Below are 23627 nucleotides of genomic sequence, written 5' to 3'. Positions count from 1 at the left end.
ATTGCGGTACCCAAATTCAAGGTAGGGCGTTCCCTGCCCTGTCCCGACTCCAGCGGGACATATGGCCCCGCCGGTCCCCCTCTCCGGCGGGGCTTTTATCTTGAAAAGCGAGCCCGCCTGCCCGAAATACGGCCGAACCCCAAAGAGCAATTCCAGGGAAAGTGCGCAGCGGCTTTCCGTCCGGAATTGCGTAAAGACAAGTAGCCAGAGCCCGGAACATCTCATGAAGCGTCTCGAACTCGCCATTGAATCCGTCATCCTTGCCTCGCGTTGGCTGCTGGTCGCTTTCTATCTGGGGCTCGGCTTGGCGCTGGCGACCTACGCGCTCTCCTTCGGCAAGAAGCTCTACGAGTTCGTCATGAGCGCCTTCACGCTCGGTGACACGGACACCATCCTGAAGATGCTCGGGCTGATCGACGCCGCCCTCGTCGCTTCGCTGGTGGTGATGGTGATCATCTCGGGCTACGAGAATTTCGTCAGCCGCTTCGACGAGCAGGATGGCGAGGTCCATTGGCTAGGAACGATCGATGTCGGCTCGCTGAAGGTCAAGGTCGCCTCGACCATCGTCGCGATCTCCTCCATCCACCTTTTGCAGGTGTTCCTCAACCACGCTTCCTACAGGACCGATCAGCTCATGTGGCTGACCGTCATGCATCTGGCCTTCGTCTTTTCGGCGTTGATGCTTGCCTATATCGACCGGGTGATGGCGCTGGCCAAGGGCAAGAAGATCGGGGACTGATCTTTGAAAGAGACTGAAGATCGTTTGCGCCTCGAACGGCTTCGCAAGGCGATCGACGAAGGTGATCCGCAACCGTTCGACTTCGAGTCCTTCTTCGAGATGAAGAAACGTTCCGCGTGATCCCGGTCAATAGATGTTCTTGATGTTGGTTTCGGTCCTGGCGAACACCTCGTCCGGCACGAAGAAATCACCGGCCAGCGGCCCCTTGGCGCCCGGCGCATAGACCGAAAAGTCCGTGACGCCTTCGGCGCGCAGCACCTCTTCGTCGATGTAGAAATTTCCGGTTGCGTCGCGCGACGGGCGCATGAAGATCGCATGCGCGGCTTCGGCCATGATGTCGGGCGAGCGGCTCATCGCCGCCACCGTCGCGCCGCCCAGCAGATTGCGCACGGCGGCCGTATCTATGGTGGAGATCGGCCATAGCGAATTGACCGCGATGCCATCCTTGGCGAACTCGGCGCTCATGCCCAGCGTGCACATCGACATGCCGAACTTGGCCATGGTGTAGGCGACGTGGTTCTTGAACCACTTGGCCTTCATGTCGAGCGGCGGCGCCAGATTGAGGATATGAGGGTTGCTGGCCGACTTCAGGTGCGGAATGCACATTTTCGAAACCAGGAACGTGCCGCGCGTGTTGATCTGATGCATCAGATCGTAGCGCTTCATGTCGGTCTCCAGCGTGCCGGTGAGCTGGATGGCGCTGGCATTGTTGACACAGATGTCGATGCCGCCGAACCGCTCGACCGTCTTGGCCACGGCGTCGGCGACCTGCACCTCGTCGCGGATGTCGCAAAGCACCGGCAGCGCCTTGCCGCCGGCCTGCTCGATCTCCTCGGCCGCCGTGTAGATCGTGCCCGGCAGCTTCGGATGCGGCTCCGCGGTCTTGGCCGCGATCGTTACATTGGCGCCGTCGCGCGCCGCGCGCAGCGCGATCGCCAGCCCGATGCCGCGCGATCCACCCGAGATGAACAGCGTCTTTCCGTTGAGCGACATCCTCGCCTCCCTCTGCAACAGGCAGGCAACTTGCGCGGCGGACAGCCATGGCGCAAGGCCCAACGCGCCAGCCCGAGGTTACCCAGCGTCGTGCCGAAAGGTCTAATGCATGTCGCCCAGAAGTGCGCAGCGGTTCCGGGACAACGACATGCATCAAAACAAAGGCTTAGAAAGCGCGTCGCCTGAATCCGTTTCGACGCGACGCGCTTTAGACCAGCACCAGCCCCTGCCGCATGGCAATCGCGATCGCATCGGTGCGGTTGGCGGCGCCGAGCTTGATCAGGATGGCCGCGACATGGAACTTCGCCGTGTGCACCGAAATGTTGAGCCGCCGGGCGATCACCTTGTTCGGCGCGCCTTCGGCCAGCAGCGCCAGCACTTCCGCCTCGCGCGGCGACAAAGCCGGGCGAGGCTGGTTGTCGTCGGGCGCCTCCTCCTCGGACAGCTCGCCGTGGAATTCGCCGTGAGCGGCGACCTCTGACGGCCCCGCCCGCCTGACGCGATAGCCTGACGCCGCCAGCCGCAAGGCGGCGGCGATCAGCAGGCTGTCGGCCGAGATAGGCAACACGGCAAGCACGTTGGCGGGCCGTTGTTCGCTGCCAGCGCGCCGCGAGAGCAGAACGACAGGCGTGGTCGAACCGATCGCCCGGCTTGCCAACGCCGTCTCATCGGTCACCGCGACATCCACCGCTTGGTTCATGTTGCCGGCTACGAGCGTCGGCAGCAGATCGTCGCTCGCCGCGAGCATGTCAGCCAGTTGCTCGGCGCGCTGGGCATCGCCGAGCGCGACCAGCACCGTCAGCCGGTGTATCGCCGGCTCCGGTCTCGCAATCGTCTGTGCCGCGCTGCTCGCCATCGATCCTCTCAGCTCAGCGGCTTCTCGCCGATAGTGATCGACACGTCGCGTTGCGTGCCGCCGCTCGAAATGCCGAGCGTCACGGTCGTGCCGGCGCTGTCCGGCCCGAGCTTGCGGATAAGCTCGCGCGGCCCGTGCACGGCTTCGCCGTTCCAGGCGACGACGATGTCGCCGACATGCAGGCCGGCGGCCTTTGCCGGACCGCTGTCGTCAAGGCTCATCACCATGGCGCCCTTGGTGTCGCCATTGCGGATCGGATGCAACCCGGCACCGAGATAGCCGCGCGCGACATGGCCCTTCTCGCGCAGCGTCGCCACCGCCCGCTCGATCGTCTCATAGGGCATCACCAGCGCGCGACGGCGCGGTCCGTACAGGAGCATGCCGACGAGGCCACCCTTGGCGTCGAGCACCGGCCCGCCTTCGAAGCGGCCTCCGGTGTTGATGGCGAGGTTGATGCGCCGGTCGATCGTGCCACCACGCATCGAGCGCCAGGCAGGCCCGACTTCGCCGATCGTGCCGAACACGGCAAGCGCGGCGCCTTCGCTGTTGCCAACGGCGATCGCCACATGGCCGGGCCGCACGGCGGCGGCCTGGGTCAATTGCGGTAAACCGGCGGCGACGGAAGCCGGCTTCAGCAGGGCGACGCCCGTCGACGGATCGCGGCCGACGAGCTCCGCCTTGACGGTTTCGCCCGTGGCCAGCGTCAGCTCGATCTCCTCGCCGGCTTCGACCGCCTCCTCGGCGGTGACAAAGAAGCCGTCGCGCCAGTGGAAGGCGCTCGCGGTGCGGTGATGGTGCGTGACGAAACTCGCCACTGCGGGCGCAGCGGTGGCCGCGACATCGGCAATCGCGTCGGAAAAGGCACTGAGGTTGAAGTCGCTCATAAGAATATCTCCTGGGTTCGGTGACCCAGATATCGCTCCATAGCGCCGTCGGGGGTACTCGCCTGACGGCTAGTCGCCGGCCGGACTGGCCATCTGGTCAGGTCGCGGCAATTGCGGTCGCTCCGCACATATAGTGCGTGTCGCCCAAAAGTACTGCGCGGTTTTGGGGCAACGATACGCACCAAGGAAAAAACATCATTCCACATGGGAACACGCAGATGGCTTTAGCCGCCGAAAAACTTCCACCCGACGACATTCTGCTTGACGCCTACTCGGCATCCGTCGCCGACGCCGTCGACCGCATCGGTCCGGCCGTCTGCCGGATCGAGCGCATCGGCGCCGGCGGCCACGGCTCCGGCTTCGTCATCGCGCCGGACGGCCTGGTCGTCACCAATTTCCATGTCGTCGGAGACGCGCGCGCCGTGCGCGTCACCATGCCCGACGGCGCCGCGCGCGAGGGCCATGTGCTCGGCCGCGATCCCGACACCGACATCGCGCTGGTGCGCGCCGACGGCAGCTTCGCCGATGTTGCGCCACTTGGCGATTCCAAGCGCCTGCGCCGCGGCCAGATCGCGATCGCCATCGGCAATCCGCTCGGCTTCGAATGGACGGTCACCGCCGGTGTCGTCTCCGCGCTCGGCCGCTCGATGCGCGCCTCGACCGGCCGCCTGATCGACGACGTCATCCAGACCGACGCCGCGCTCAATCCCGGCAATTCCGGCGGACCGCTGGTGTCGTCGGCCGGCGAGGTAATCGGCGTCAACACCGCCATGATCCATGGCGCGCAAGGCATTGCCTTTGCTGTTGCCTCCAACACCGCCAATTTCGTCATCTCGGAGATCATCCGTTTCGGCCGCGTACGCCGTGCCTTCATCGGTGTTTCCGCGGACACCACCAACCTGCCGCGCCGGGCGGCACTGCTGTCGCAGGTGACCACCAACACGGCTGTGCGCCTGCGCAGCGTCGAGAAGGACGGTCCCGCCGCAAAGGCCGGCCTGAAGGAAGGCGACATCATCGCCGCCATCGACGGCCGGCCGGTGACCGGTGTCGACGATCTCGTGCGCATGCTCGATGCCGAGCGCATCGGCCGCGAGACGCTCTGCACCGTCGTGCGCCGCACCGGCGTCAGCCAGGTGGCGGTGATGCCGGTGGCGCGGACGGGCTGAGACCCGAGCGTCCGGCCTAGCTCCCTGCCGCCGCTCCGGCATATTGCGCCAGGAATTCTTCGCTCGGCGGGATCGGCTTGATGACGTCGATCAGCACGCCATTGGGGTCCTTGGTGATGAAATGACGTTGGCCGAAGGGCTCGTCGCGCAACGAGCGCAGGATCGGCAGGCCGGCGGCGACAACGCGCTCGTAAACGGCATCGGGGTCGCGGACTTCGAAATTGATCAGGAGGCCCGACGCACGCCCCCGCCCCTCTTGCGGGATGGTCTCATGGTCGCCGTGGACAATGCCGAGATTGACGCGCCTGTCCTCGGCCGAACGAAGATGCACATACCAATCGCTCTCGAAGAGCGGCGCGAAGCGGAAATGCTCGACGTAAAAGGCGGCCGTGCCCGCGACATCGCCGGTCATCAGCACCGGATAATAGCTCGTCGTCTTCATCTTTCTTTCTCCACTCACACAACATACAGTTTGTATGCGAATGCAAATAACATACAGGCTGTATGTATGCAACACGACTCCGGACGCCGCTCAAACCGCGATCGCACCGAAGCTACGCGCGCCGATTTGATCCGCGCCGCGCGAAAGCTGTTTACGGAAAAATCCTATGCGGAGACCGGCACGCCGGAGATCGTCGCCGAGGCCGGCGTGACGCGCGGCGCGCTCTATCATCACTTCGCCGACAAGCAGGCGCTGTTCGCGGCGGTCGTCGAGCAGGAAGCGGCGGCCGTGGCGGCGGAGATCGATCAGGCCTCGCCTCCGTCACTATCGGCGCGTGACGCGCTGATCGCAGGATCGGACGCCTATCTGGCCGCAATGCGGGTGCCCGGCCGCACCCGCCTCCTGCTGCTTGACGGTCCCGCCGTGCTCGGCCGCGCCGCCATGGACGAGATCGACAACCGCCACGGCAACCGTTCGCTGCGCGAGGGCCTTGTCGCGGCGATGCACGCCCGGTCGATGATCAGGCTGCCCGCCGAGGCGCTGACGGCCGTGCTGGCTGCCGCCTTCGATCGCGCAGCCCTTGCCATCGAAGCTGGCGCCTCCGGCGAGGATTACCGTGCGGTGCTGATCGCCCTTATGGACGGCTTGTCTCCTGCCCCTCCTCCGTCCACACCCCCGGCTCCATCTCGTTGAAGCAGCCGAGCTCGCGCTTGAACTCGTCGATCAGCCAGGATGCCGCCGGCTTCGGGCTGCGGTCGGTCCGGTGCATGGCATAGAGCGGCGAGCGCACCTCGCGATAGGGTTCGAGGTTGAGCTCGACGAGCCGGCCGCTGTCAAGGTCTTCGGCAATCAGCCAGCGCGGCAGGCCGCCCCAGCCGAGACCTTCGCGCATCAGGGCGCGCTTGGTGCGCACGTCCGTCAGCCGCCAGGTGCGGTAGGCAAAGACGCCATAGTCGCGCCCGCGCGTGCGCTCCGACTGGTCGGTAACAACGAGCTGGATATGCTCGCGCAGATCCTCGACGGCGATAGGGCCCGGCAGTTTCGCCAGCGGGTGGTCGGGCGCCGCCGCCGGCACCAGCGAGATGAAGCCGATGCGCAACAGATTGACGTCGGCCTCGCCTATCAGCCCGCCGAAGCCCAGATCCGACTGGCCGTTGACGACCTGATCGACGATCAGGCCGAGAGAGCCGATATAGAGGCGCAGCATGACCGCCGGGAACTGGGCCTCGAAGGCCTTCAGCACGCGCACCAGCGCGTGCGAAGGCAGCGTCACGTCGACCGAAATCGCCACTTCCGCCTCCAGACCCTGCCGGTAGCCGTCGGCGCGCGAGCGGATGCGCTGCAACACGCCCATCATGCGCCTTGCGTCCTCCAGCATCGCCTTGCCGACATCGGTCAGCTGCGGTTCGCGCACGCCTTCGCGCTCGAACAGTTTCAGACCGAGCTGCGCCTCCAGATTGGCGATGCCGTAGCTCACCACTGACTGCGCCCGGTTTAGCTTGCGGCCGGCAGCAGAGAAGCTGCCCGTGTCGGCCACCGCAATGAGTATCTGAAACTGGTCGAGCGTTGGATTGGGCTGCATGATCAATCAACTCTATAGATGGATGCCATGCAAATTATACCAGTTCTCCAGATAGGCGGGCAATCCCATATTGGCGGAGAAGTTCAAATCCAACCCCAAGGGGAGACCGCCATGTCTATTCTGCTTGTTACCTCCAGCCCGCGCGGCGCCGCTTCGCACTCGACCCGCGTCGCCACCGATCTCGCTCAGAAGCTGGCTGTAGCCGATCCGTCCAACACGCTTGTCGTGCGTGACCTGGTCGCCAAGCCGCTGCCGCATATCGACCCCGATTACGCCTCCGGCATCTACACGCCGGCCGAAGCCCGTTCGCCGCGCCAGGCTGAAGTCGTCGGCGTTTCCGACGCCGTGCTCGACGAGCTTTTCGCCGCCGATACCGTGATCCTCGCCACCGGCTTCATCAACTTCAACATCTCCTCGACGTTGAAGTCCTGGGTCGACCACATCGCCCGTTCCGGCAAGAGCTTCGCCTATGGCGACGGCGGCCCGAAGGGCCTCGTCACCGGCAAGAAGGTCTATATCGTGCTCGCTTCCGGCGGCATCTATTCGGAAGGCGCCGCGGTTCAGATGGACCATGCGGTCCCCTATCTGCGCAGCGTCCTCGGCTTCCTCGGCATGACCGACGTCGAAGTCATCCGCGTCGAGGGTGTCAGCATGGGCGCAGATGCCGTCACGGCAGCACTTGCCAAGGCCACCGCCAAGGTCGATGCGATCGCTGCCGCCAATGCCGATCAGGCCGCCGTCGCGGCCTGATCTCCGATGCCAGAATGAAAAAGGCAGGCGCCCGCCAGCGCCTGCCTCTTTCTGCATTTCGCCGCGGCCGGCGCTGGTGATCGTGGCGATCCAGAACGCGGTGCCGATCTGGAACGACTTTTTCTTCCCGCTGGTGCTGACCACCTGCCGCGGGGGCTGACCGTGTTCGTCGGCGAATTCACCACAGATTTGGGGGGTGCTGTTCACCGGGCTGACACTGGCGGCGCTGCCGATTACGCTGCTCTACATCGTGCTGTCGAAGCAGTTCATTTCCGGCATTACGCAAGGCGCGGTCAAATAAGGCGCGGTCAAACAGCGAAAGTCAGGACATCAAAAGTGGCAAACCAGAACAAGATCATCATCACCTGCGCGGTCACCGGATCGATCCACACCCCGTCGATGTCGCCGCATCTGCCAGTGACAGCGCAGGAGATTGCCACCGCCGCCATCGAGGCGGCCGAGGCAGGGGCTGCGATCGTCCACCTTCACGCCCGCAATCCGGTCGACGGCCGCCCCGACCAGTCGACCGAGGCCTTCGCCCCGTTCCTGCAGGTCATCAAGCAGCGCTCCAACTGCGTCGTCAACATCACCACCGGCGGCGCCGCGACGATGAGCGTGGAGGAGCGCGTCAGGCCGGCGAAGGTGTTCGCGCCCGAGGTGGCGTCGCTCAACATGGGGTCGATGAATTTCGCGCTGTTCCCGATGCTTGAGCGGTTCAAGACCTTCGAGCACGATTGGGAGCGGCCCTATCTCGAATCCTCGCGCGACCGCATCTTCCGCAACACTTTTGGCGACATCGAGCACATATTGCGCACCTGCGCCGACAACGGCACCCGCTTCGAGATCGAGTGCTACGACATCGGCCACCTCTACACGCTGGCGCATTTCGTCGAGCGCGGCCTGGTGAAGGCGCCGTTCTTCGTCCAAAGCGTGTTCGGTATCCTCGGCGGCATCGGCACGCATCCGGAAGACGTCGCCCATATGAAGCGCACGGCCGACCGCCTGTTCGGCAACGATTATCACTGGTCGGTTCTGGGCGCCGGCCGCCATCAACTGCCGATCGCCACGCAGGCGATCGCGCTCGGCGGCAATGTGCGGGTCGGCCTGGAGGACTCGCTGTGGATCGGCAAGGGCAAGCTCGCCCGCTCCAGCGCCGAACAGGTCACCAAGGTGCGCCAGATCATCGAGGGGCTCGGCGCCTCCATCGCCACGCCCGACGAGGCGCGGCAGATCCTGCAGCTCAAGGGCGGCGACAAGGTCTCGTTCTGATCTGAAAGGAAGAGCCGGCGGGGTCTGAGACTTCGACCCCCGCGCATCTATCCGAAAATCCGCTCGCCCTGCTCATCTACGAGCTGGATGCCCTTCTTGATCGAGATGTCGACGGCGTCGTCCAGCCCGGCGAAACGGTCGGCGCGGATGAAGCGGTGCTCCTTCATCACGCCGTCAACTTCCTTCGAGACGACGCCGCAGGTCTGGTATTGGCCCTCGGCCTTGTAGGGCGTGGCGCTGATCAGGAATCCCTTATGCTCGACCTGCTTCGCCGGCTTGGCAGTGCCGGCCTCCGTTGCCTCACTACTGCCGCCGCCAAAAAGCTTTTTCAGAAAAGACATTGCTCAAAACTCCCATTCACGCGGACACAAGAGGAATCACGGCGTCCTTTGTTCACGCAGGCTTTGTCCCAGCATGCGCGAATGCGCCGCCGCGTTCCAGTCCCTTGACGAAGACGCCGACCAGAAGCTCGACCTGACGCCAGATCTCCTCGGCCTGCCTGCTGTCCGAATTTGCCACATAGCCGCTGGTCACGATGCCATGCACGCTCGACCATAAGGTTCGGGCCGCAAGCGCGCGGCGGTCGTCGTCGAGGTCGAAATCTCCCGCCTTGAGCACGCCGGCGACGATGTCGAAGAGCGCATCCAGCAGCGCGTCATAGGCATCCGGGCCGGGCCGCGTGGCGCGGCGGCGATTGAAGGCAAGCACCGCCGGCCAGCTGCCGGGATGCGCCTCGACGAAGCGCACATAGGCGGCGGCCATCGCCAGGATGCGATGCCGGACATCGGTCACTCCCTGCCTTTCGAGATCGGCCATGGCGGCTATGCCTGTCGCGCCGAGCCGGTCGAGCAAACGCATGTTGACGGCGCGGTGCACTTCGTCGAGATCGGCGAACAGGTTGTAGACGGATCCGACCGAAATGCCGGCTTGCTCGGCGATGGTGCGCGCTTTCAAATTGTCGGCGCCGCCCTCGTTGAGCAGCGCCTCGGCAATGGCGAGCACCTTCTCGCTCATTTCTTCCTTGTCCAGCGCCATGCTCTTTCCTGTGCTTTATGTGCGGTACCGCGGCGCCTCGCCCGGAAATCCATTCCATTTCGTTGCATTTACCATGTCTGGCGCCTCATGAACAGCGTTCAAAATAGCCCTTGAACAATGTTCATTTCCTGATATGTTGGCTTCGTGAACATTGTTCACACAACCAGGGAGAAGACCATGCTTAGCCTGATCAAGACATTGCTGGACGGCGCCAGCGCACGGGCCGAGGACAATCTGAAGGATCGTTTCGCGATCGACCTTCTGGCCCAGCGCATCCGCGACGCGGAGGCGGGCCTCGCCGCCGCCAAGCAGACGCTCGCCTCGCTGATCGTGCGCCAGCGTGCCGAGCAGACCAGCCTCGACCAGCTCGACCGCCGCATCGCCGATCTGGAAACCCGCACGCTCAGCGCGCTTTCTGCCAACAACCAGGCTCTTGCCGAAGGCGGCGCGTCCGCGATCGCCGAACTCGAGAACGAGCGCGAGGTCCGCCGCGCCACGGTCAAAAGCCTCGGCGACAAGACCTTGCGGATGCGCCTATCCGTCGAACGGGCGCATCGCCGCATCATCGATCTCAACCAGGGCATGATTTCCGCCAAGGCAATCGATGCCGAGCGCAAGGCGCAATCGCGCCTCAACCGCTCGATCGGCCGCAGCGCGAGCATCAACGAGGCGGAGGAACTGCTGGCCCGCATCAAGGACAGCAGCGATCCGTTCGAGGAGGCCGGCATCCTCGACGAAATCGACGGCGAGCTGCGCCACGAGGCGATCCGCGAACGCCTCGCCGAAGCAGGCTACGGACCGGCCACCAAGGTGCGCGCCGAGCACGTCCTGGCACGCCTGAAGTCCCTCAACTGAACCCGCACTTTTCCCGAAACAGAGCAAATCCAAGGAGCAATACGATGAACGGCAATCAGACCTACATTCTGTTCAATACGGTATCCGTGGGTGCCGCCTATTTCATGCTCGGCCTGTCGCTGTGGCTGGCGCCGGTCGACCTCTCGACCAAGGGCTACTGGGCCATGGGCGTCCTCCTGCTCACCGGCAGCCTGGTGAACCTGGTCAAGTACCGCACCGACGAACGCATCTCCGCCGAGACCACGGCCAAGATCGAGAAGGCGCGCAACGAGAAGCTGATCAGCGAATATGTCGGTAAGGATTGATCCGTCTTTCCTGACCGATCGACAAAAAAGCCCGGGCACTCCGGGCTTTTTTCATTGCAAGTACAGGGCAGCGCTGGCGTTAGCGCCGCGACAGAGCCTCGATCGCCTCGGCGGCGTCTTCCAGAATGCTGATCGCCTCGGCCTGCTTGTCCTCCGGGGCATCGGCGATGTCGCCGAGTGCCGCGCGCAGCCGATGGCGCAGGGTGCGGAAACGGTCATGTTGCTCCGAGCGGCCGCGTCCACGCCGTCCTTCCTCGCCATCATCGCCCCAGCCGAACCACTCGCGCGCCTTGGCCATCTTGCGGCCGAACCGCTCGAGATGGTCGAGCACGCCGTCGATCATCTCGCGGTTCTCCTCGAGATGCGCCTTGCCGGTCTCGGTGATCGAAAACACCTTCTTGTTGCCTTCGCTCGACGAAACCGCGTAGCCGGCTTCCTCCAGGAAGGTCAGCGTCGGATAGACCACGCCCGGGCTCGGGCTGTAGACGCCGCTGGTGCGCTCTTCCAGCGCCTTGATGATGTCGTAGCCGTGGCGCGGCGCCTCGGCCAGAAGCGACAGCGTGATCAGCTTCAGATCGCCATCGGCCAGCATGCGCCCGGCGCGGAACATGTCGCCCGGGCCGCCACGCCCGCCGCCCCTGCCGCCATGGCCGAACGGGCCGAAACCGCCGCCGCGCCCGCCGAATTTGCCGGCCATATGCATGAACATGCGCTCGCCGAAATGGTTGTGTCTGTGCATGGATTGCTCCTTGAGTTATATCTTACGATACATCTTAAGTAGGGCGCAGCTGTCTCGAGGTCAAGATATATCTTAAGATGTATCGCAGGCAACGCCAAGACCCATGGCAATTCCAGGAAAAGTGTGAGCGGTTAGGTTCGGCGTCTTCGCCGTAGCCTTTCCGTCCGGAATTGCGTCAAAACAAAGAGATAGATGCGGGCGACGGAGCCGCCTACCAGCGACCCTTGCGCCGGTTCCAGGCGTAGAGAAGGTCCGCGAAGCGGTCATAGGCAAAGCGCGTCAGCGGCAGCGCGACAGGGTTGCCGAACAGGATCGCCAGCCACCCCTCGCCCGGCGTGAGCCGCCAGACCGCGATCGCGACATCGGCGCCGACCAGCAGCCGTCCTTCGGCATCGGTCGCGTGCAGCCGGCGCCGGATATCCTCCAGCGAAGCGCCGAAAGCGGAAAGCGCCGCCGGTTCGAAATTGATGTCGCGGAATTCCACGCGGCCCGCCTTGACCGCTTCGATGAGCCGTCGCTTCTGCCGGTTGATGCCGGCGTCGCAGACCGGACAGCGTGTGTTGTACCAGACAGTCAGCGGCGGCTCGGGCATGGCGCGACTATCGGGGATGCGGCGCGGCTCCGCAACCGCCGCGCCGATCACTGCTTCAGCGCCACTTTACCCGAGCGAGCTTCAGCGCCACCTCACCCGAGCGAGCTGATGATCTCGCGGTAGGCGAATTCCGGAAACGCCTTCATCGTCCGCGTCTTGACATTGCCGCCTGACGACAGCATCAGCGCGAAGCGGGCAAGCACCGCATCGTCCGGCGCTTCGACGATGGCGACCATGTCGCATTCGCCCATGGTCAGGTAGAACGACTTGAACGAGCCGCCCATGTCCCCCAGCAGCTTCTTGGCGGCATCGAGCCGCTTCGGCGACTCCCGCACATTCTTGGCGCCCAGTTCGGTCCAGTTGATAAGCACGATGTAGGTTGTCATGGCACACCTCCCTCCGGGGCCACGGAGCAGGCGCCGGCCGTTAGCGGCCGGCGTCGGGCGGGCACCCGGCTTGTCGCCCACAAATGCATCCGACGCTGAAATTATCGTCCTGTCGGGCAGCTCCGGCAAGGCGGCATGAGAGGTAGCCGGAAACGCAAAAAGGGCGCCGAGGCGCCCTTTCAGTTTCGTGTCGTTGCGTTTCCGTATCAGCTGTCCAGGAAGCTTCTCAGCTTGCGGCTCCGGCTCGGGTGCTTGAGCTTGCGCAGCGCTTTGGCTTCGATCTGGCGGATACGCTCGCGGGTGACCGAGAACTGCTGGCCGACTTCCTCCAGCGTGTGGTCAGTGTTCATGCCGATGCCGAAGCGCATGCGCAGCACGCGCTCCTCGCGCGGCGTCAGCGAGGCAAGCACGCGCGTCGTCGTCTCGCGCAGATTGGCCTGGATCGCCGCGTCGATCGGCAGGATCGCCATCTTGTCCTCGATGAAGTCGCCGAGATGCGAATCCTCCTCGTCGCCCACGGGGGTTTCGAGCGAGATCGGCTCCTTGGCGATCTTCAGCACCTTGCGCACCTTTTCCAGCGGCATGGCGAGCTTCTCGGCCAGTTCCTCCGGCGTCGGCTCGCGGCCGATCTCGTGCAGCATCTGGCGCGAGGTGCGCACGATCTTGTTGATCGTCTCGATCATGTGCACCGGAATGCGGATGGTGCGCGCCTGGTCGGCGATCGAGCGGGTGATGGCCTGCCGGATCCACCAGGTCGCGTAGGTCGAGAACTTGTAGCCGCGGCGGTACTCGAACTTATCGACCGCCTTCATCAGGCCGATATTGCCTTCCTGGATCAGGTCGAGGAACTGCAGGCCGCGATTGGTATATTTCTTGGCGATGGAGATGACCAGGCGAAGGTTCGCCTCGACCATTTCCTTCTTGGCGATCGCGGCCTCGCGCTCGCCCTTCTGCACCTGGTTCACGATCTTGCGGAATTCCAGGATCGAGATCGCCGTTTCGGTTGCGAGGTTCTGGATCTCGGCGCGCAGCTCCTTGATCGCGTCCTTCTCGTTCTTGGTGAACTCCTTCCAGCCGCGCGAGGTCAGGTTGGCGATCGAACGGGTCCAGTTCGGATCGAGCTCCGAGCCCTGATACTCCTTGAGGAATTCCTCGCGGCGCACGCCATAGCTCTCGGCGAGGCGCAAAAGCTTGCCCTCGTTCTGCACCAGGCGCTTGTTGATGTCGTAGAGCTGCTCGACCAGCGCCTCGATGCGTGCGGCGTTGAGCGACAGCGACTTCACCGCCTTGATCAGCTGGTCCTTCAGCTCCTTCAGCCGGCGGTCCTGGCTGGGCGAGAGCGTGCCGGCCGCGGCCAGGCGGTTCTCGACCTGCTGGTCCTGCAGCTTCCTGAGCTTCTTGTAGGTATCGGCGATGACGTCGAGCGTCTCCATCACCTGGGGGCGCAGTTCCGCTTCCATTGCGGCCAGCGACAGGCTCGCCTCGTCCTCGTCGTCTTCCTCTTCCTCCAGCCCGCGCGTATCGCCGCCGACATTGGTGATGTCGTCTTCTTCCTCGCGTGTCGCCGCGCGGCCGCGCGGCTTCTCCTCGGGCTTGGGCGCCTCCTCGACGCGTTCGACGACGGGCGCCTGCTTGGCTTCAGGGCCGGCATAGGTCGCCTCGAGGTCGATGATCTCGCGCAGCAGGATCTTCGATTCGTTGAGCTCGTCGCGCCAGATGATGATGGCCTGGAAGGTCAGCGGGCTTTCGCACAGCCCGGCGATCATCGTTTCGCGGCCGGCCTCGATGCGCTTGGCAATGGCGATTTCGCCCTCGCGCGACAAAAGCTCGACCGAGCCCATCTCGCGCAGATACATGCGCACCGGATCGTCGGTGCGATCGGTCGGTTCTTTCTTTGCGGGTGTGGCGGCGACGGCGGTGCCGGTCTGCTCGGCCAGTTCGTTGGCGTCTTCCTCGCTGTCGCCGGCCGGCTCGGCTTCGGTCTCTTCGCCTTGCTCGTCGTCTTCGACGACGTTGATGCCCATGTCGCTGAGCATCGCATTGATGTCTTCAATGCGGTCCGGATCCGTCTCTTCCGAGGGCAGCACCGCGTTGAGCTCGTCAAGGGTGACATAGCCGCGTTTCTTCGCGGCCTTGATCATCTTCTTGACAGCATCGTCGGAAAGGTCGAGCAGAGGGCCATCGGTGGCGCCTTCGCGTTCGGTCTCGACCTCTTCCTTTTCCTTTGTCGCCATTCTTTGTCGTCTCCAAGCGGCCGTGTATCGAAGCCGCATAAATTGCCGAACCGGTCATGCCGGGCGCGCTCGCGCCAGAACGCCTTTTACCGGCCCAGTAACCGCATCATCTCTTTACTTTGGTGTATGTCGTTTGCCCCAAAACCGGGTTTCCATTTTTGGGCGACATGCATTAAGTCCAGATTAACCCTGATATCTGGGGCAAGCACTTTGCCTGTCCAGCCATCACCAGTACCTCGCATGGCTCGAATTTCCGCCGACGCCGGGGTACGGTTAACGTTTCGAATCGTCCTGATTCCGCCAATCTGCCAGAAGGTCAAGCGCCTCTGGCATGATTCGCATGAAAAAAGCGAATCAATTACCCGACTTAGAGGCGTCGATTCGACGCGCTGCGCATTTCCACTTCGCTTTTTGGGAGCAGTTCGACCCTAAACGCGTCCGACCCTGCCCGACGAGACGCCGAACCCTTCGATCAGCGCTTCCGTTGCCTGCACATCATTGAATTGCGCTTGAATCTCGACGAGATGCCGGAAGTTTTCGTCCGAAGGGTCTGCATCGAGCGCCGCCTGCGCCTGTTTCAGCTCTCTATGTAAGGTGCGAGCGCTGCGCTGCAAGTGCAGCGCTTGGTTGAAGGCGTCGCGGGCATCGTCGAGCGCCGCGGTTTCGAGCGCCGGCCACTGCCGCGCGCGCTTGATCAGTTCCACGGCCCGCTCCCAGATGCCGCCGCAGCCGACGCGCTCGATGGTGGCGATAACCGCGCCGCGATCGTCGGCTGCGTCATGCGCCATCGCGTCGAGGATGGCGACATGGAGCTTGCGCAAATCCGAATTGGCAAGGTCGAGGAATTCGACATGCGCGAAATTCTCATCGATCAGCGCCGGATGGTTGACCAGCGCCACGATGATCGTCGCCTCGCGCACCGACATCCCTTCGCTGCCACGCTTGACCAGCGCCGAACGCCCCAAGCTCTCGGTGATCGCGGCGCGCGCGCCGACCCCGCCGCCTTTCGCGAACTGCCCGCCGGGTGCTGGCTTCTTCTGCCCCGGTTTCCAATCCTGACGACCTTGCCGAACATTGCGCTGGGCGCCGAAGAAGTTCCGCACCCGCTCGTCCATTGCCTGCTGGTAGTAATAGCGCACGCTCTCGTCGCGAATGCGGCTGGTCAACTCCCGCAGCGTCTTTTGCAACTCCGCTCGCCGCTCCGGTGTATCGAAGACACCGCCCGCCGTCTCGCGCATCCACAACAGTTCGTCCAGCGGCCGCGCGTCGGCAAGCACGGCGCGGAACGCGTCCGGTCCCTCGGCCTTGACCAGATCGTCGGGGTCCTTGCCTTCCGGCAGTAACGCAAAGCGCGCCCGGCGCCCGGCCTGCACCGACGGCAGCGCCAGATCCGCGGCGCGCCATGCCGCCTTCAGCCCGGCCTGGTCGCCGTCGAAGCACAGCATCGGCTCGGGCGCCATGCGCCACAGAAGCTCGAGCTGGTTTTCGGTGAGCGCGGTGCCGAGCGGCGCCACGGCATTCTCGAAGCCGGCCTGCGCCAGCGCGATCACGTCCATATAGCCCTCGACGGCAATCACCGTGCCGCCTTTCGCGAGCGTCTTGCGGGCGCGAGCGAAATTGTAGAGCACATTGCCCTTGTGGAAGAGCTCGGTATCCGGCGAGTTCATGTATTTGGCCAGCGCATCCGGTGCCAGCGCCCGCCCGCCGAAGGCGATGATCTTGCCGCGTGAATCGGGGATGGGAAACATGATGCGATCGCGGAACCAGTCATAGGAGACCGGGATATCGTCGCCGTGCCTTACCAGTCCGCAGGCCTCAATGTCGGCCTTTGGAACGCCCTTGGCGGCGAGGTGTTCCTTGAGCGCGTTGCGGCTGTCGGGCGCGTAGCCCAGCCGGAACGATTGCTGCGTCGCCGGTGTCAACCCACGGTCGCGCAGATACGCGCGCGCCTTGGCGCCCTCGGGTCCTTGCAGCCGCTCCTGGAAGAAGGCAGTCGCCATTTCCATCACGTCGGTCAGGCTGGCGCGTTCCTTCTCGCGCCGTTCTTCCTGGGCGTCGCGCACCGGCATCGGCACGCCGGCCATCTCGGCGACCTTTCCGACCGCTTCGGGAAAGCTTATTCCCTCGAGCTCGGTCAGGAACTTGAAATGGTCGCCCGACACCGAGCATCCGAAGCAGTGATAGCGGCCCTTCTTGTCCTCGCAGTGGAAGGACGGGCTTTTCTCGCCGTGGAACGGGCAGCAGGCCCAATAGTCGCCGCGCGGGGCATTGGTTTTCTTCCTGTCCCATGCGACGCGCAAGCCGATCAAGGATGAAATCGGCACGCGGTCGCGTATCTCGTCGAGGAAGGCGGGCGGAAAGCGCATCGGGAAACTCGTTTGCCCTCCATATAATCAAGCCGACCGGGCGCGGCGACTCTGTCCGGCCCATCGTACCCGCTTTTCACAAGACGAAAAGAAGGCGGCCAGGCGGCCGCCTTCTGCTGGATTTCCGGATTGTCGCGGATTACTGCGTCGCGATCGCGCCGAAGATGATGCCGGAGAGGATGCTGACCAGCACATAATCGTTGCCGACGCGGATCCACTCCTGGCCGGGGCCGGGGCGGCGCAGGCCATAGCGGTTCCAGTCGCGGACCGGCTGGTGACGCCTCCAGTTGGAATATCTCTGGCCGTTGCGCCAATGGCTGCGCTTGACGATGACCTTCTTCTTCACGACTCGCTTGTCGACATGCCTGCCGGGCTTCTGCCAGTCGACCTGCGTATAGTTCGATTGGGACGCGCTCGGCTGGGCGAGCGGCGCGGCCTGGCCGGAAAAGGCCGAGGCGGCCAGCATCGAGGCGGTGACGGCGGAAAGTATGAGACGCTTCATGGTCGGTGCTCCTTGGTTGTCGATAGGCAGGAGATAACCGGACCAGCATGAACCGAAACTGAACGTCTTGATTACAATTCTGTAATGATTTCCAATGCTTATAAAAGCAACTTCAACAACTTGCATGAGCTGGACCGACATTCTGCCTGGCGCCCGCGCGATATTGCCGCTCGATCCGCCTCCCGCATGCAACCAATGCGCCTTTCGTCCATTTCCGACACACGCCGTCGTGCGCCGAACGTCGGCAAAATCAGGCATAATTTATTACTCGGCTAAAATTGTTTGGAGTAATCTCGGCCGCTGAAATGCTAACGATTCGTGCCCTTTCCCCCTTCCCTGCCGCCTCATCGCGAGGCCGGGCATGAGCGGCTCCGTTGTCCTTCTGCACCTTGCCGGCGCGGTGGCGCTGATGCTTTTTGCCACCCGCTTGGTGAAGACCGGCGTCGAGCGTGCCTATGGCGACGTGCTGCGCCACAAGCTGCGCGCCACCATGCGCAATCCGATCATGGCGGTACTGGCCGGCTGCGGGCTGGCGATTGCGCTGCAGAGTTCCACCGCGGTGACGCTGCTGGTCGGCTCCTTCGCCGGCGCCGGTATCGTCTCCGGCGCGGCGGGGCAATTGGCAGTGCGCGGCGCCGAGATCGGCTCGGCGCTGGTGGTCAAGCTCTTGACCTTCGACCTGTCGCTTCTGGTGCCGATCTGCCTCGTCGCCGGCACCGTCATGTTCATGGCCACCGAGCGGCGCAACTGGCGCCAGTTCGGCCGTATCCTCGTCGGCATCGGCCTGCTTCTGCTCTCGCTGGAGATGATCGGCCAGGCTTCGGAGCCGCTGCGTCAGAGCACGCTGATGCCGATGATCGTCAACTATTTCTCTGGCGATTTCGTCACCGCCTATCTTCTCGCCGCCCTGATCACCTGGCTGTTCCATTCCTCGATCGCCGCCGTGCTGTTGATGGTGACGCTGGCCGGCCGCGGTTTCATCCCGCCTGAACTCGGCATCGTGCTGGTGCTCGGCGTCAATCTCGGCTCCTCGATCATCGCGCCGTTGCTTACCCGAAATGCCGATCCGGGCGTGCGCGTCGTGCCGGTCGGCAACCTCCTGATGCGCGGCATGGGCTCGCTGGTCATGCTCATCCTGTTCATGGCGCTGAAGCCGCCGGTCGGCTTTCTCGGCGCGACCGGGCCGGATCAGATCGTCAACGCCCATATCCTGTTCAACGTGATCATCCTGCTTGCCGGGCTGCCGCTCGCCGGCCTGGTCTATCGCGCTTCCGAGAAGATCGTGGCGCTCGGCACCGGGCCAGCGCCGGCAGCGCTCGATGTCGTCGAATTGTCGGCGCTGAACGAGAGCGCGCTCGACACGCCGAGCCAGGCGCTGGCCAACGCCGCGCGCGAGGTGGTGCGGGTCTGCGAGACGGTCGAGATCATGCTGAAGCGTATCATCGAGCTTTACGAGAGCGCAGACGGCGACAAGATCAAGGCGCTTGCGGCGCTCGACGACCGTGTCGACAGAAAGCACGCGGCGATAAAGCTCTATCTCGCCAAGGTCACCAAGAACCCCTTGAGCGAGGACGAGGCGCTGCGCTGCCAAGAGCTGATCGGCGCCTGCGTCAAGCTGGAGCAGGTCGGCGACATCATCGTGCGCAACATGCTGGTGCATGTCAGGAAGAAGCTGGAGCGCGGGCTGGAATTCACACCCGAGGGCTGGCGCGAGCTTTGCGCCTTCCATGCCTCGGTGCTGGCCAACGCGCGGCTTGCCTTCAACGTGCTCGTCTCGCGCGATCCGGAAACCGCACGCCAGCTGGTGCTGGAGAAGGACCTGCTGCGAGAGCGCGAGAAAGAGACCAGCGCGAGCCACTTTGTACGATTGCGCGACGGCACCGCCAAGAGCGTCGAGACCAGCTCGATCCACCTCGACACCATCCGCGACCTGAAGCAGATCAATTCGCTGCTTGCCTCCATGGCCTACCCGGTGCTGGAGGAGCGCGGCCTGCTCGGCGGCTCGCGGTTGAAGGCCAGCTAGGGCAATTCAGGAAAAGTGTGGAACGGTCAGGCTCGGCGGCTTCGCCGTAGCCTTCCGTCGGGAAAGCAGGAGGACAGGGCCGTCGCATCGGCCGCGCCCTCACGCCGGACCGAACAAAATCTTTGCTCATCCTCGCTCCTGTCAGCTAAGGATCGCCCGAGGACCTGTTGGGAGGACGATCGGTCGATGGACACGCATTCGCGCAGCTTCGCCAAGGCGCTTTCGTGGCGCGCCACCGGCACGATCGACACGATGATCATATCGCTGGTGGTCACCGGCAGCATCAAGCTCGCGGCCACGATCGGGCTTACCGAAGTCCTCACCAAGTCGCTGCTTTACTATCTGCACGAGCGGGCCTGGCTGAAGATCCCCTATGGGCGCAAAACGCCCATCTGATGCGTGTCGCGCAAAAGCGTGCCGGCGGTTTTGCGAACACGACATGCACAAAAAGGCCTAACGCGCGACGCGCTTCAGGCCCGACGCTCAAGAAAAGCTAAAGCGGCATCGACAATTTCTGCATTGCCGGACCGACCCAAGCGTGGTTTGAGGCGTGCATTCCTCGCATATGTTTTGAAGCATGCTGCCACTGATTGCCCTTTTCCTTGCCGCTTTCGCCTTCGGCACAACCGAATTCGTCATCGCCGGCGTGCTGCCCGAGGTGGCGCAGGGCCTTGGCGTTTCGATACCGACCGCCGGCTATCTCGTCTCCGGCTATGCCTGCGGCATTGCCATCGGCGGCCCGCTGCTGGCTTTAGCCACCGGCAAGGTTTCGCGTAAGACGTTGCTGATTGGGCTGACAATTGCGTTCACCCTTGGCCAGGCGGCCTGCGCGCTGGCGCCCGATTTCACCTCGATGCTTTTCCTGCGCGTCGCGATCGCGGTCGCGCATGGCGCCTATTTCGGCGTCGCCATGGTGGTTGCGGTCAGCCTGGTGCGCGAGGACCAGCGCGGCAGGGCAGTCGCGGTGATCCTGTCCGGCCTGACGGTTTCCAATGTCATCGGCGTGCCGGCCGGCACCGCGATCGGCAGCCTGTGGGGCTGGCGCGCGACCTTCTGGGTGATGGGCGCACTGGGCATCGTCGCGATTGTCGCCATGCTGGCGCTGTTGCCCCGTACGGCCGGCGCCGCCAACCGGCCGGCTGGGCTGGCCCGGGAGGTCCGCGTGCTTGGCCGCCAGCAGGTCTGGACGTCGTTGATCCTCATGCTGATGCTGATGATCGGCCAGTTCGGCCTCTTCACCTACATCACGCCGACCCTGCTCGAGGTCACCGGCCTCGACGAGAGCCTGATCCCCTTTGTGCTTTTGCTCAACGGCGTCGGCGCCACGATCGGCGTCTTTGTCGGCGGCAAGCTTGCCGACTGGAAGCTGATGCCGTCTCTGATCGCCATGCTCTTCTTGCAGGCGGTCATGCTGGCCGTCATCTACGCCGTCAGCCCTTACCCGGTGCCGATGATCGTCGCGATCGTCATATGGGGCGGTCTCAACTTTGCCATCGGCGCGCCGATCCAGACCCGCATCCTGGCCTGGACCGCCGACGCCTCGAACCTCGCCTCTTCGCTCATCCCGTCCGGCTTCAATGTCGGCATCGCGCTCGCCGCGTCGCTTGGCGCGGCGATGCTCAATGCCGGCTACGGTTATCGCAGCCTGCCGCTCGCCGGCGTTTTAGCCATGTCTGTGGCGGTGGTGGTGGCTGTCGCCTCGCAGGCCTGGGAATGGCGCAGCCGCGCGACGCCGCCGCTGCCGGCGGCAGCCGAGTAAACTAAAGATCGATCCGGAATCTCAGGCTCTCCGCACCGCCATAGGCTGCGTCCTCGAAGAAGCGGCCGACCAGCCTGCCGCCATTGGCCGTTATGACCCTGTGCGAAGCAGGATTGCCCGGCTTCGCGGTGATCTCGACATGATCGAGGCCGACCGCCCTCGCCTCGTCCAGCATCAGCCGCAGCGCCTCGGTCGCATAGCCGCGGCCCCGCTTCCATGGCACCACCGCATAGCCGATATGGCCAAGCACATGCGAAGGCAGCACCGACGTGCCCTTCTGCCAGCGAAACCCGATCGAGCCGGCGGCCTCGCCATCCCAGATCCAGCGCCGGAAGCCCGGCAGCCGCGCGACCTTGGTGCCGTCGGGCAAAGTGACGGGCGGTCCCTTCGCCTCGGGGTCGTCGAGATCGGCGAGAAATTGAACTGGGTCCTTCTCAATGGCCTCTAGCTGCTCGCGCGTCGCTTCCAGAAGCCGCACATTGTCGGGCGACCACCCGCGCTGCAGCGCCGCCTTGTAGGACGGCAGATGTTCGAGCGCGGGCTTGACGATTTCGATCATGGCTCGTTTCCGTGTCGAGACCGGCAGGCATAACCGTCACACGGATCGCTCTCAAGTCGCCTGAAACCGGATTTCGCCCTTGTTCAGGAAACAGGCCTTGTCGAACAGCGACAGGTCGAGCGGGTTTGGCAGCCGGATATCGCCGATATCCGGGAATGGTTTGCTGGTGGAATCATACGATCGGTCGACCTGCGAAATGAAGACCAGCACCAGTCCGCGTTCCCGGGCAAACGACCTCAAGGCGCGGACCTGAACCATGAGTGCGGGATTCTCCCGCTTCTGGTCGAGCAACTGCAGATAGTCGATGACCGCAAGCGTGCCGCGCGGCGCCGAGCGCAACGTCTCGATGATATAGGCAGCACTGATGGCGTCGGAATTGTCGAACTCGAACAAATGGTCGAAATCGGCAGGCTCGGCCCAGATGTCACGGAACCGGTCCAGGATGTCGGCATGCGCATATTCCAGGGTGAAGAACACAGCGCGATTGCCTTGCTGCATGGCCGCCACCGCGAGTTCGAGGCTCATCAGCGTCTTGCCCTGGCCCGGCCGCGCCGCCACGAGGACCATGTCGCCCGGCATCAGCCGCGCCAACAGCCTGCCGGCGGGCGCGGCCTCGGCGGCTTTGGCCGCAAGCAGGCTCCAGCTGCCGAAGCCTTCCTTGGCGGCAACGCGGTCGAGCGCCTGATGAAGGGGAACGTTCTCCCTGCGAGACATCAGCCTCGCCTGGCGCTTCAGATGATAGACGGGTGCGGAAAGCCGCATCGAAAAAACCTCCTGCCGCGAGCAGTCTTAGCAACCCCTCCTTATGCCTGGCGCTCGAACAGTTGGTTGAATGATCGACAGCCCTGCATGGACAATGCTTTCCCGATGGAGGGAGGAGGCGTGGGCGCGCCGAATCAGATGATACCGCAATTTCGCCGGTGCAAAAATCGGGGATGTCCGGGCAGCTAGCGTCATGTTGCCAGGGTCTCGAGCCCCTCCACCAACGTGCTCAAAGCCGCATCCAACGGGGCCGATCCCACCTTCTCGGGCACCAGGAGCCCTTCGATCGCAAGCATGGTCATGCCGTGAACGAGCCCCCACCAGGCTGCCGCCTGACCCTCTATCGGCCGCTTGCGAATGCTCCCCGCGGCCTGGCCGCGCCGAAGGATTTCGAGCGCCACATCGAAGACCGCCAGCGCCCGCTCATTGAGATGCATCCCTGCTGCTTTCTCCTCCCCTGCGCTGAACATCAGGCGGTAGAGAGCCGGGTTGTCCGTTCCGAACGCGACGTAGGCATGAGCTACCGGAGCAATTTCGTCGCGCAGAGATTTGGGCGCCTTGGGCTTGGCGGCCGACAGGGATGCCCGCAGCCAGTCGAACCCAATCATTGCGAGCTCGGCAAGCAGCGCGGCTTTGTCCGGAAAGTGCTTATAGGGTGCAGCATGGCTTACGCCCGCCCGGCGGGCGACTTCCCGCAGGGTGAACTGCCAGTTCTTCTCCTCCCGAAGCATATCCAACGCTGTCTCGATAACCGCACGACGGAGATCACCGTGGTGGTAGGGGCGGTTGTGTGCGTCCTGCATGGTGCCTCAAAGTTTCTTATGGATAC

At 64.0% G+C, this 23627-nt stretch carries 26 protein-coding genes; 10 read left to right on the top strand and 16 right to left on the bottom strand.

Annotated elements, in window-relative coordinates; genetic code table 11:
• Positions 1-223 precede the first annotated feature (223 nt).
• Positions 224-739 (top strand): TIGR00645 family protein, encoded by a 516-nt coding sequence (locus YU3_RS0121650; RefSeq protein WP_027168216.1) that lies wholly within the window; start codon positions 224-226, stop codon positions 737-739.
• 126 nt (positions 740-865) lie between these two features.
• On the opposite strand, the gene YU3_RS0121640 is transcribed toward YU3_RS0121650, so the two are convergent.
• The 3 genes from YU3_RS0121640 to YU3_RS0121630 all read right to left on the bottom strand — a co-directional run bounded on the left by YU3_RS0121640 (position 866) and on the right by YU3_RS0121630 (position 3472).
• Positions 866-1732 (bottom strand): NAD(P)-dependent oxidoreductase, encoded by an 867-nt coding sequence (locus YU3_RS0121640; protein WP_027168215.1) that lies wholly within the window; start codon positions 1730-1732, stop codon positions 866-868.
• 208 nt (positions 1733-1940) lie between these two features.
• Complete coding sequence (locus YU3_RS0121635; protein WP_051334022.1) at positions 1941-2588, bottom strand: LuxR C-terminal-related transcriptional regulator; 648 nt, start codon at positions 2586-2588, stop codon at positions 1941-1943.
• An 8-nt stretch (positions 2589-2596) separates the two neighbouring features.
• Positions 2597-3472 (bottom strand): S1C family serine protease, encoded by an 876-nt coding sequence (locus tag YU3_RS0121630; protein ID WP_027168213.1) that lies wholly within the window; start codon positions 3470-3472, stop codon positions 2597-2599.
• Between the two features lie 218 nt (positions 3473-3690).
• On the opposite strand from YU3_RS0121630, the gene YU3_RS0121625 reads away from it, so the two are divergent.
• The gene (locus YU3_RS0121625) at positions 3691-4638 is read left to right on the top strand and encodes a trypsin-like peptidase domain-containing protein (RefSeq protein ID WP_027168212.1); all 948 of its coding nucleotides are present in this window, start codon (positions 3691-3693) and stop codon (positions 4636-4638) included.
• A 16-nt stretch (positions 4639-4654) separates the two neighbouring features.
• On the opposite strand, the gene YU3_RS0121620 is transcribed toward YU3_RS0121625, so the two are convergent.
• On the bottom strand, positions 4655-5080 hold the full coding sequence (locus YU3_RS0121620) for a VOC family protein (protein WP_027168211.1): 426 nt from the start codon (positions 5078-5080) through the stop codon (positions 4655-4657).
• Positions 5081-5146: 66 nt separating this feature from the next.
• Here YU3_RS0121620 and YU3_RS0121615 point away from each other — a divergent pair, with 66 nt between their 5' ends.
• Positions 5147-5773: a TetR/AcrR family transcriptional regulator gene (locus YU3_RS0121615; RefSeq protein ID WP_027168210.1), complete on the top strand. Its 627-nt coding sequence runs from the start codon at positions 5147-5149 to the stop codon at positions 5771-5773.
• Here the strand turns inward: YU3_RS0121615 and YU3_RS0121610 are convergent.
• Positions 5715-6662, bottom strand: a complete 948-nt coding sequence (locus YU3_RS0121610) for a LysR family transcriptional regulator (protein ID WP_027168209.1) — start codon at positions 6660-6662, stop codon at positions 5715-5717. The two genes, YU3_RS0121615 and YU3_RS0121610, sit on opposite strands and share 59 nt — an antisense overlap.
• 111 nt (positions 6663-6773) lie before the next feature.
• Here YU3_RS0121610 and YU3_RS0121605 point away from each other — a divergent pair, with 111 nt between their 5' ends.
• Positions 6774-7412, top strand: a complete 639-nt coding sequence (locus YU3_RS0121605; protein WP_027168208.1) for an FMN-dependent NADH-azoreductase — start codon at positions 6774-6776, stop codon at positions 7410-7412.
• A gap of 336 nt (positions 7413-7748) precedes the next feature.
• Complete coding sequence (locus tag YU3_RS0121590; RefSeq protein ID WP_027168206.1) at positions 7749-8681, top strand: 3-keto-5-aminohexanoate cleavage protein; 933 nt, start codon at positions 7749-7751, stop codon at positions 8679-8681.
• A 47-nt stretch (positions 8682-8728) separates the two neighbouring features.
• Here YU3_RS0121590 and YU3_RS0121585 read toward each other — a convergent pair whose 3' ends face one another.
• Together YU3_RS0121585 and YU3_RS0121580 are read right to left on the bottom strand one after the other, a co-directional pair.
• Positions 8729-9022: an HlyU family transcriptional regulator gene (locus tag YU3_RS0121585; RefSeq protein ID WP_027168205.1), complete on the bottom strand. Its 294-nt coding sequence runs from the start codon at positions 9020-9022 to the stop codon at positions 8729-8731.
• Positions 9023-9074: 52 nt separating this feature from the next.
• Complete coding sequence (locus YU3_RS0121580; protein ID WP_027168204.1) at positions 9075-9716, bottom strand: TetR/AcrR family transcriptional regulator; 642 nt, start codon at positions 9714-9716, stop codon at positions 9075-9077.
• 177 nt (positions 9717-9893) lie between these two features.
• On the opposite strand from YU3_RS0121580, the gene YU3_RS0121575 reads away from it, so the two are divergent.
• Positions 9894-10571: a PspA/IM30 family protein gene (locus tag YU3_RS0121575; RefSeq protein ID WP_027168203.1), complete on the top strand. Its 678-nt coding sequence runs from the start codon at positions 9894-9896 to the stop codon at positions 10569-10571.
• A 44-nt stretch (positions 10572-10615) separates the two neighbouring features.
• Entirely contained in the window at positions 10616-10876 is a 261-nt protein-coding gene (locus YU3_RS0121570) for a YiaA/YiaB family inner membrane protein (RefSeq protein ID WP_027168202.1), read from the top strand.
• A gap of 79 nt (positions 10877-10955) precedes the next feature.
• Here the strand turns inward: YU3_RS0121570 and YU3_RS0121565 are convergent, their stop codons facing one another.
• The 6 genes from YU3_RS0121565 to YU3_RS0121540 form a co-directional block, all read right to left on the bottom strand.
• On the bottom strand, positions 10956-11615 hold the full coding sequence (locus tag YU3_RS0121565; protein WP_027168201.1) for a PadR family transcriptional regulator: 660 nt from the start codon (positions 11613-11615) through the stop codon (positions 10956-10958).
• Between the two features lie 211 nt (positions 11616-11826).
• Positions 11827-12207, bottom strand: coding sequence for a DCC1-like thiol-disulfide oxidoreductase family protein (locus tag YU3_RS0121560; RefSeq protein ID WP_027168200.1), 381 nt, complete (start codon positions 12205-12207; stop codon positions 11827-11829).
• Positions 12208-12299: 92 nt separating this feature from the next.
• Complete coding sequence (locus YU3_RS0121555; protein WP_027168199.1) at positions 12300-12593, bottom strand: GYD domain-containing protein; 294 nt, start codon at positions 12591-12593, stop codon at positions 12300-12302.
• Between the two features lie 206 nt (positions 12594-12799).
• On the bottom strand, positions 12800-14827 hold the full coding sequence (gene rpoD / locus YU3_RS0121550; protein ID WP_027168198.1) for an RNA polymerase sigma factor RpoD: 2028 nt from the start codon (positions 14825-14827) through the stop codon (positions 12800-12802).
• A gap of 428 nt (positions 14828-15255) precedes the next feature.
• Positions 15256-17193 carry a DNA primase gene (dnaG, locus tag YU3_RS0121545; RefSeq protein WP_027168197.1) on the bottom strand — a complete coding sequence of 646 codons (1938 nt, stop codon included), beginning with the start codon at positions 17191-17193 and terminating at the stop codon, positions 15256-15258.
• Positions 17194-17332: 139 nt separating this feature from the next.
• Complete coding sequence (locus YU3_RS0121540; RefSeq protein WP_027168196.1) at positions 17333-17695, bottom strand: RcnB family protein; 363 nt, start codon at positions 17693-17695, stop codon at positions 17333-17335.
• A 361-nt stretch (positions 17696-18056) separates the two neighbouring features.
• On the opposite strand from YU3_RS0121540, the gene YU3_RS0121535 reads away from it, so the two are divergent.
• From YU3_RS0121535 to YU3_RS0121525, 3 genes are all read left to right on the top strand, one after another.
• Complete coding sequence (locus YU3_RS0121535; protein ID WP_027168195.1) at positions 18057-19718, top strand: Na/Pi cotransporter family protein; 1662 nt, start codon at positions 18057-18059, stop codon at positions 19716-19718.
• Between the two features lie 186 nt (positions 19719-19904).
• Positions 19905-20114 carry a DUF2061 domain-containing protein gene (locus tag YU3_RS0121530; RefSeq protein ID WP_027168194.1) on the top strand — a complete coding sequence of 70 codons (210 nt, stop codon included), beginning with the start codon at positions 19905-19907 and terminating at the stop codon, positions 20112-20114.
• A gap of 181 nt (positions 20115-20295) precedes the next feature.
• Positions 20296-21477 carry an MFS transporter gene (locus YU3_RS0121525; RefSeq protein ID WP_027168193.1) on the top strand — a complete coding sequence of 394 codons (1182 nt, stop codon included), beginning with the start codon at positions 20296-20298 and terminating at the stop codon, positions 21475-21477.
• Between the two features lies 1 nt (position 21478).
• On the opposite strand, the gene YU3_RS0121520 is transcribed toward YU3_RS0121525, so the two are convergent.
• From YU3_RS0121520 to YU3_RS0121510, 3 genes are all read right to left on the bottom strand, one after another.
• Positions 21479-22036, bottom strand: a complete 558-nt coding sequence (locus YU3_RS0121520) for a GNAT family N-acetyltransferase (protein ID WP_027168192.1) — start codon at positions 22034-22036, stop codon at positions 21479-21481.
• A gap of 51 nt (positions 22037-22087) precedes the next feature.
• Positions 22088-22798 carry a DNA helicase gene (locus tag YU3_RS0121515; protein WP_027168191.1) on the bottom strand — a complete coding sequence of 237 codons (711 nt, stop codon included), beginning with the start codon at positions 22796-22798 and terminating at the stop codon, positions 22088-22090.
• Between the two features lie 191 nt (positions 22799-22989).
• Entirely contained in the window at positions 22990-23601 is a 612-nt protein-coding gene (locus YU3_RS0121510; RefSeq protein ID WP_027168190.1) for a TetR/AcrR family transcriptional regulator, read from the bottom strand.
• Positions 23602-23627 lie beyond the last annotated feature (26 nt).

It is taken from the genome of Mesorhizobium sp. WSM3224 (genome assembly GCF_000427725.1).
GTDB lineage: Bacteria > Pseudomonadota > Alphaproteobacteria > Rhizobiales > Rhizobiaceae > Mesorhizobium.
The sequence above is the reverse complement of the archived record's forward strand: the minus strand, read 5'-3'. Positions and strand labels throughout refer to the sequence as shown.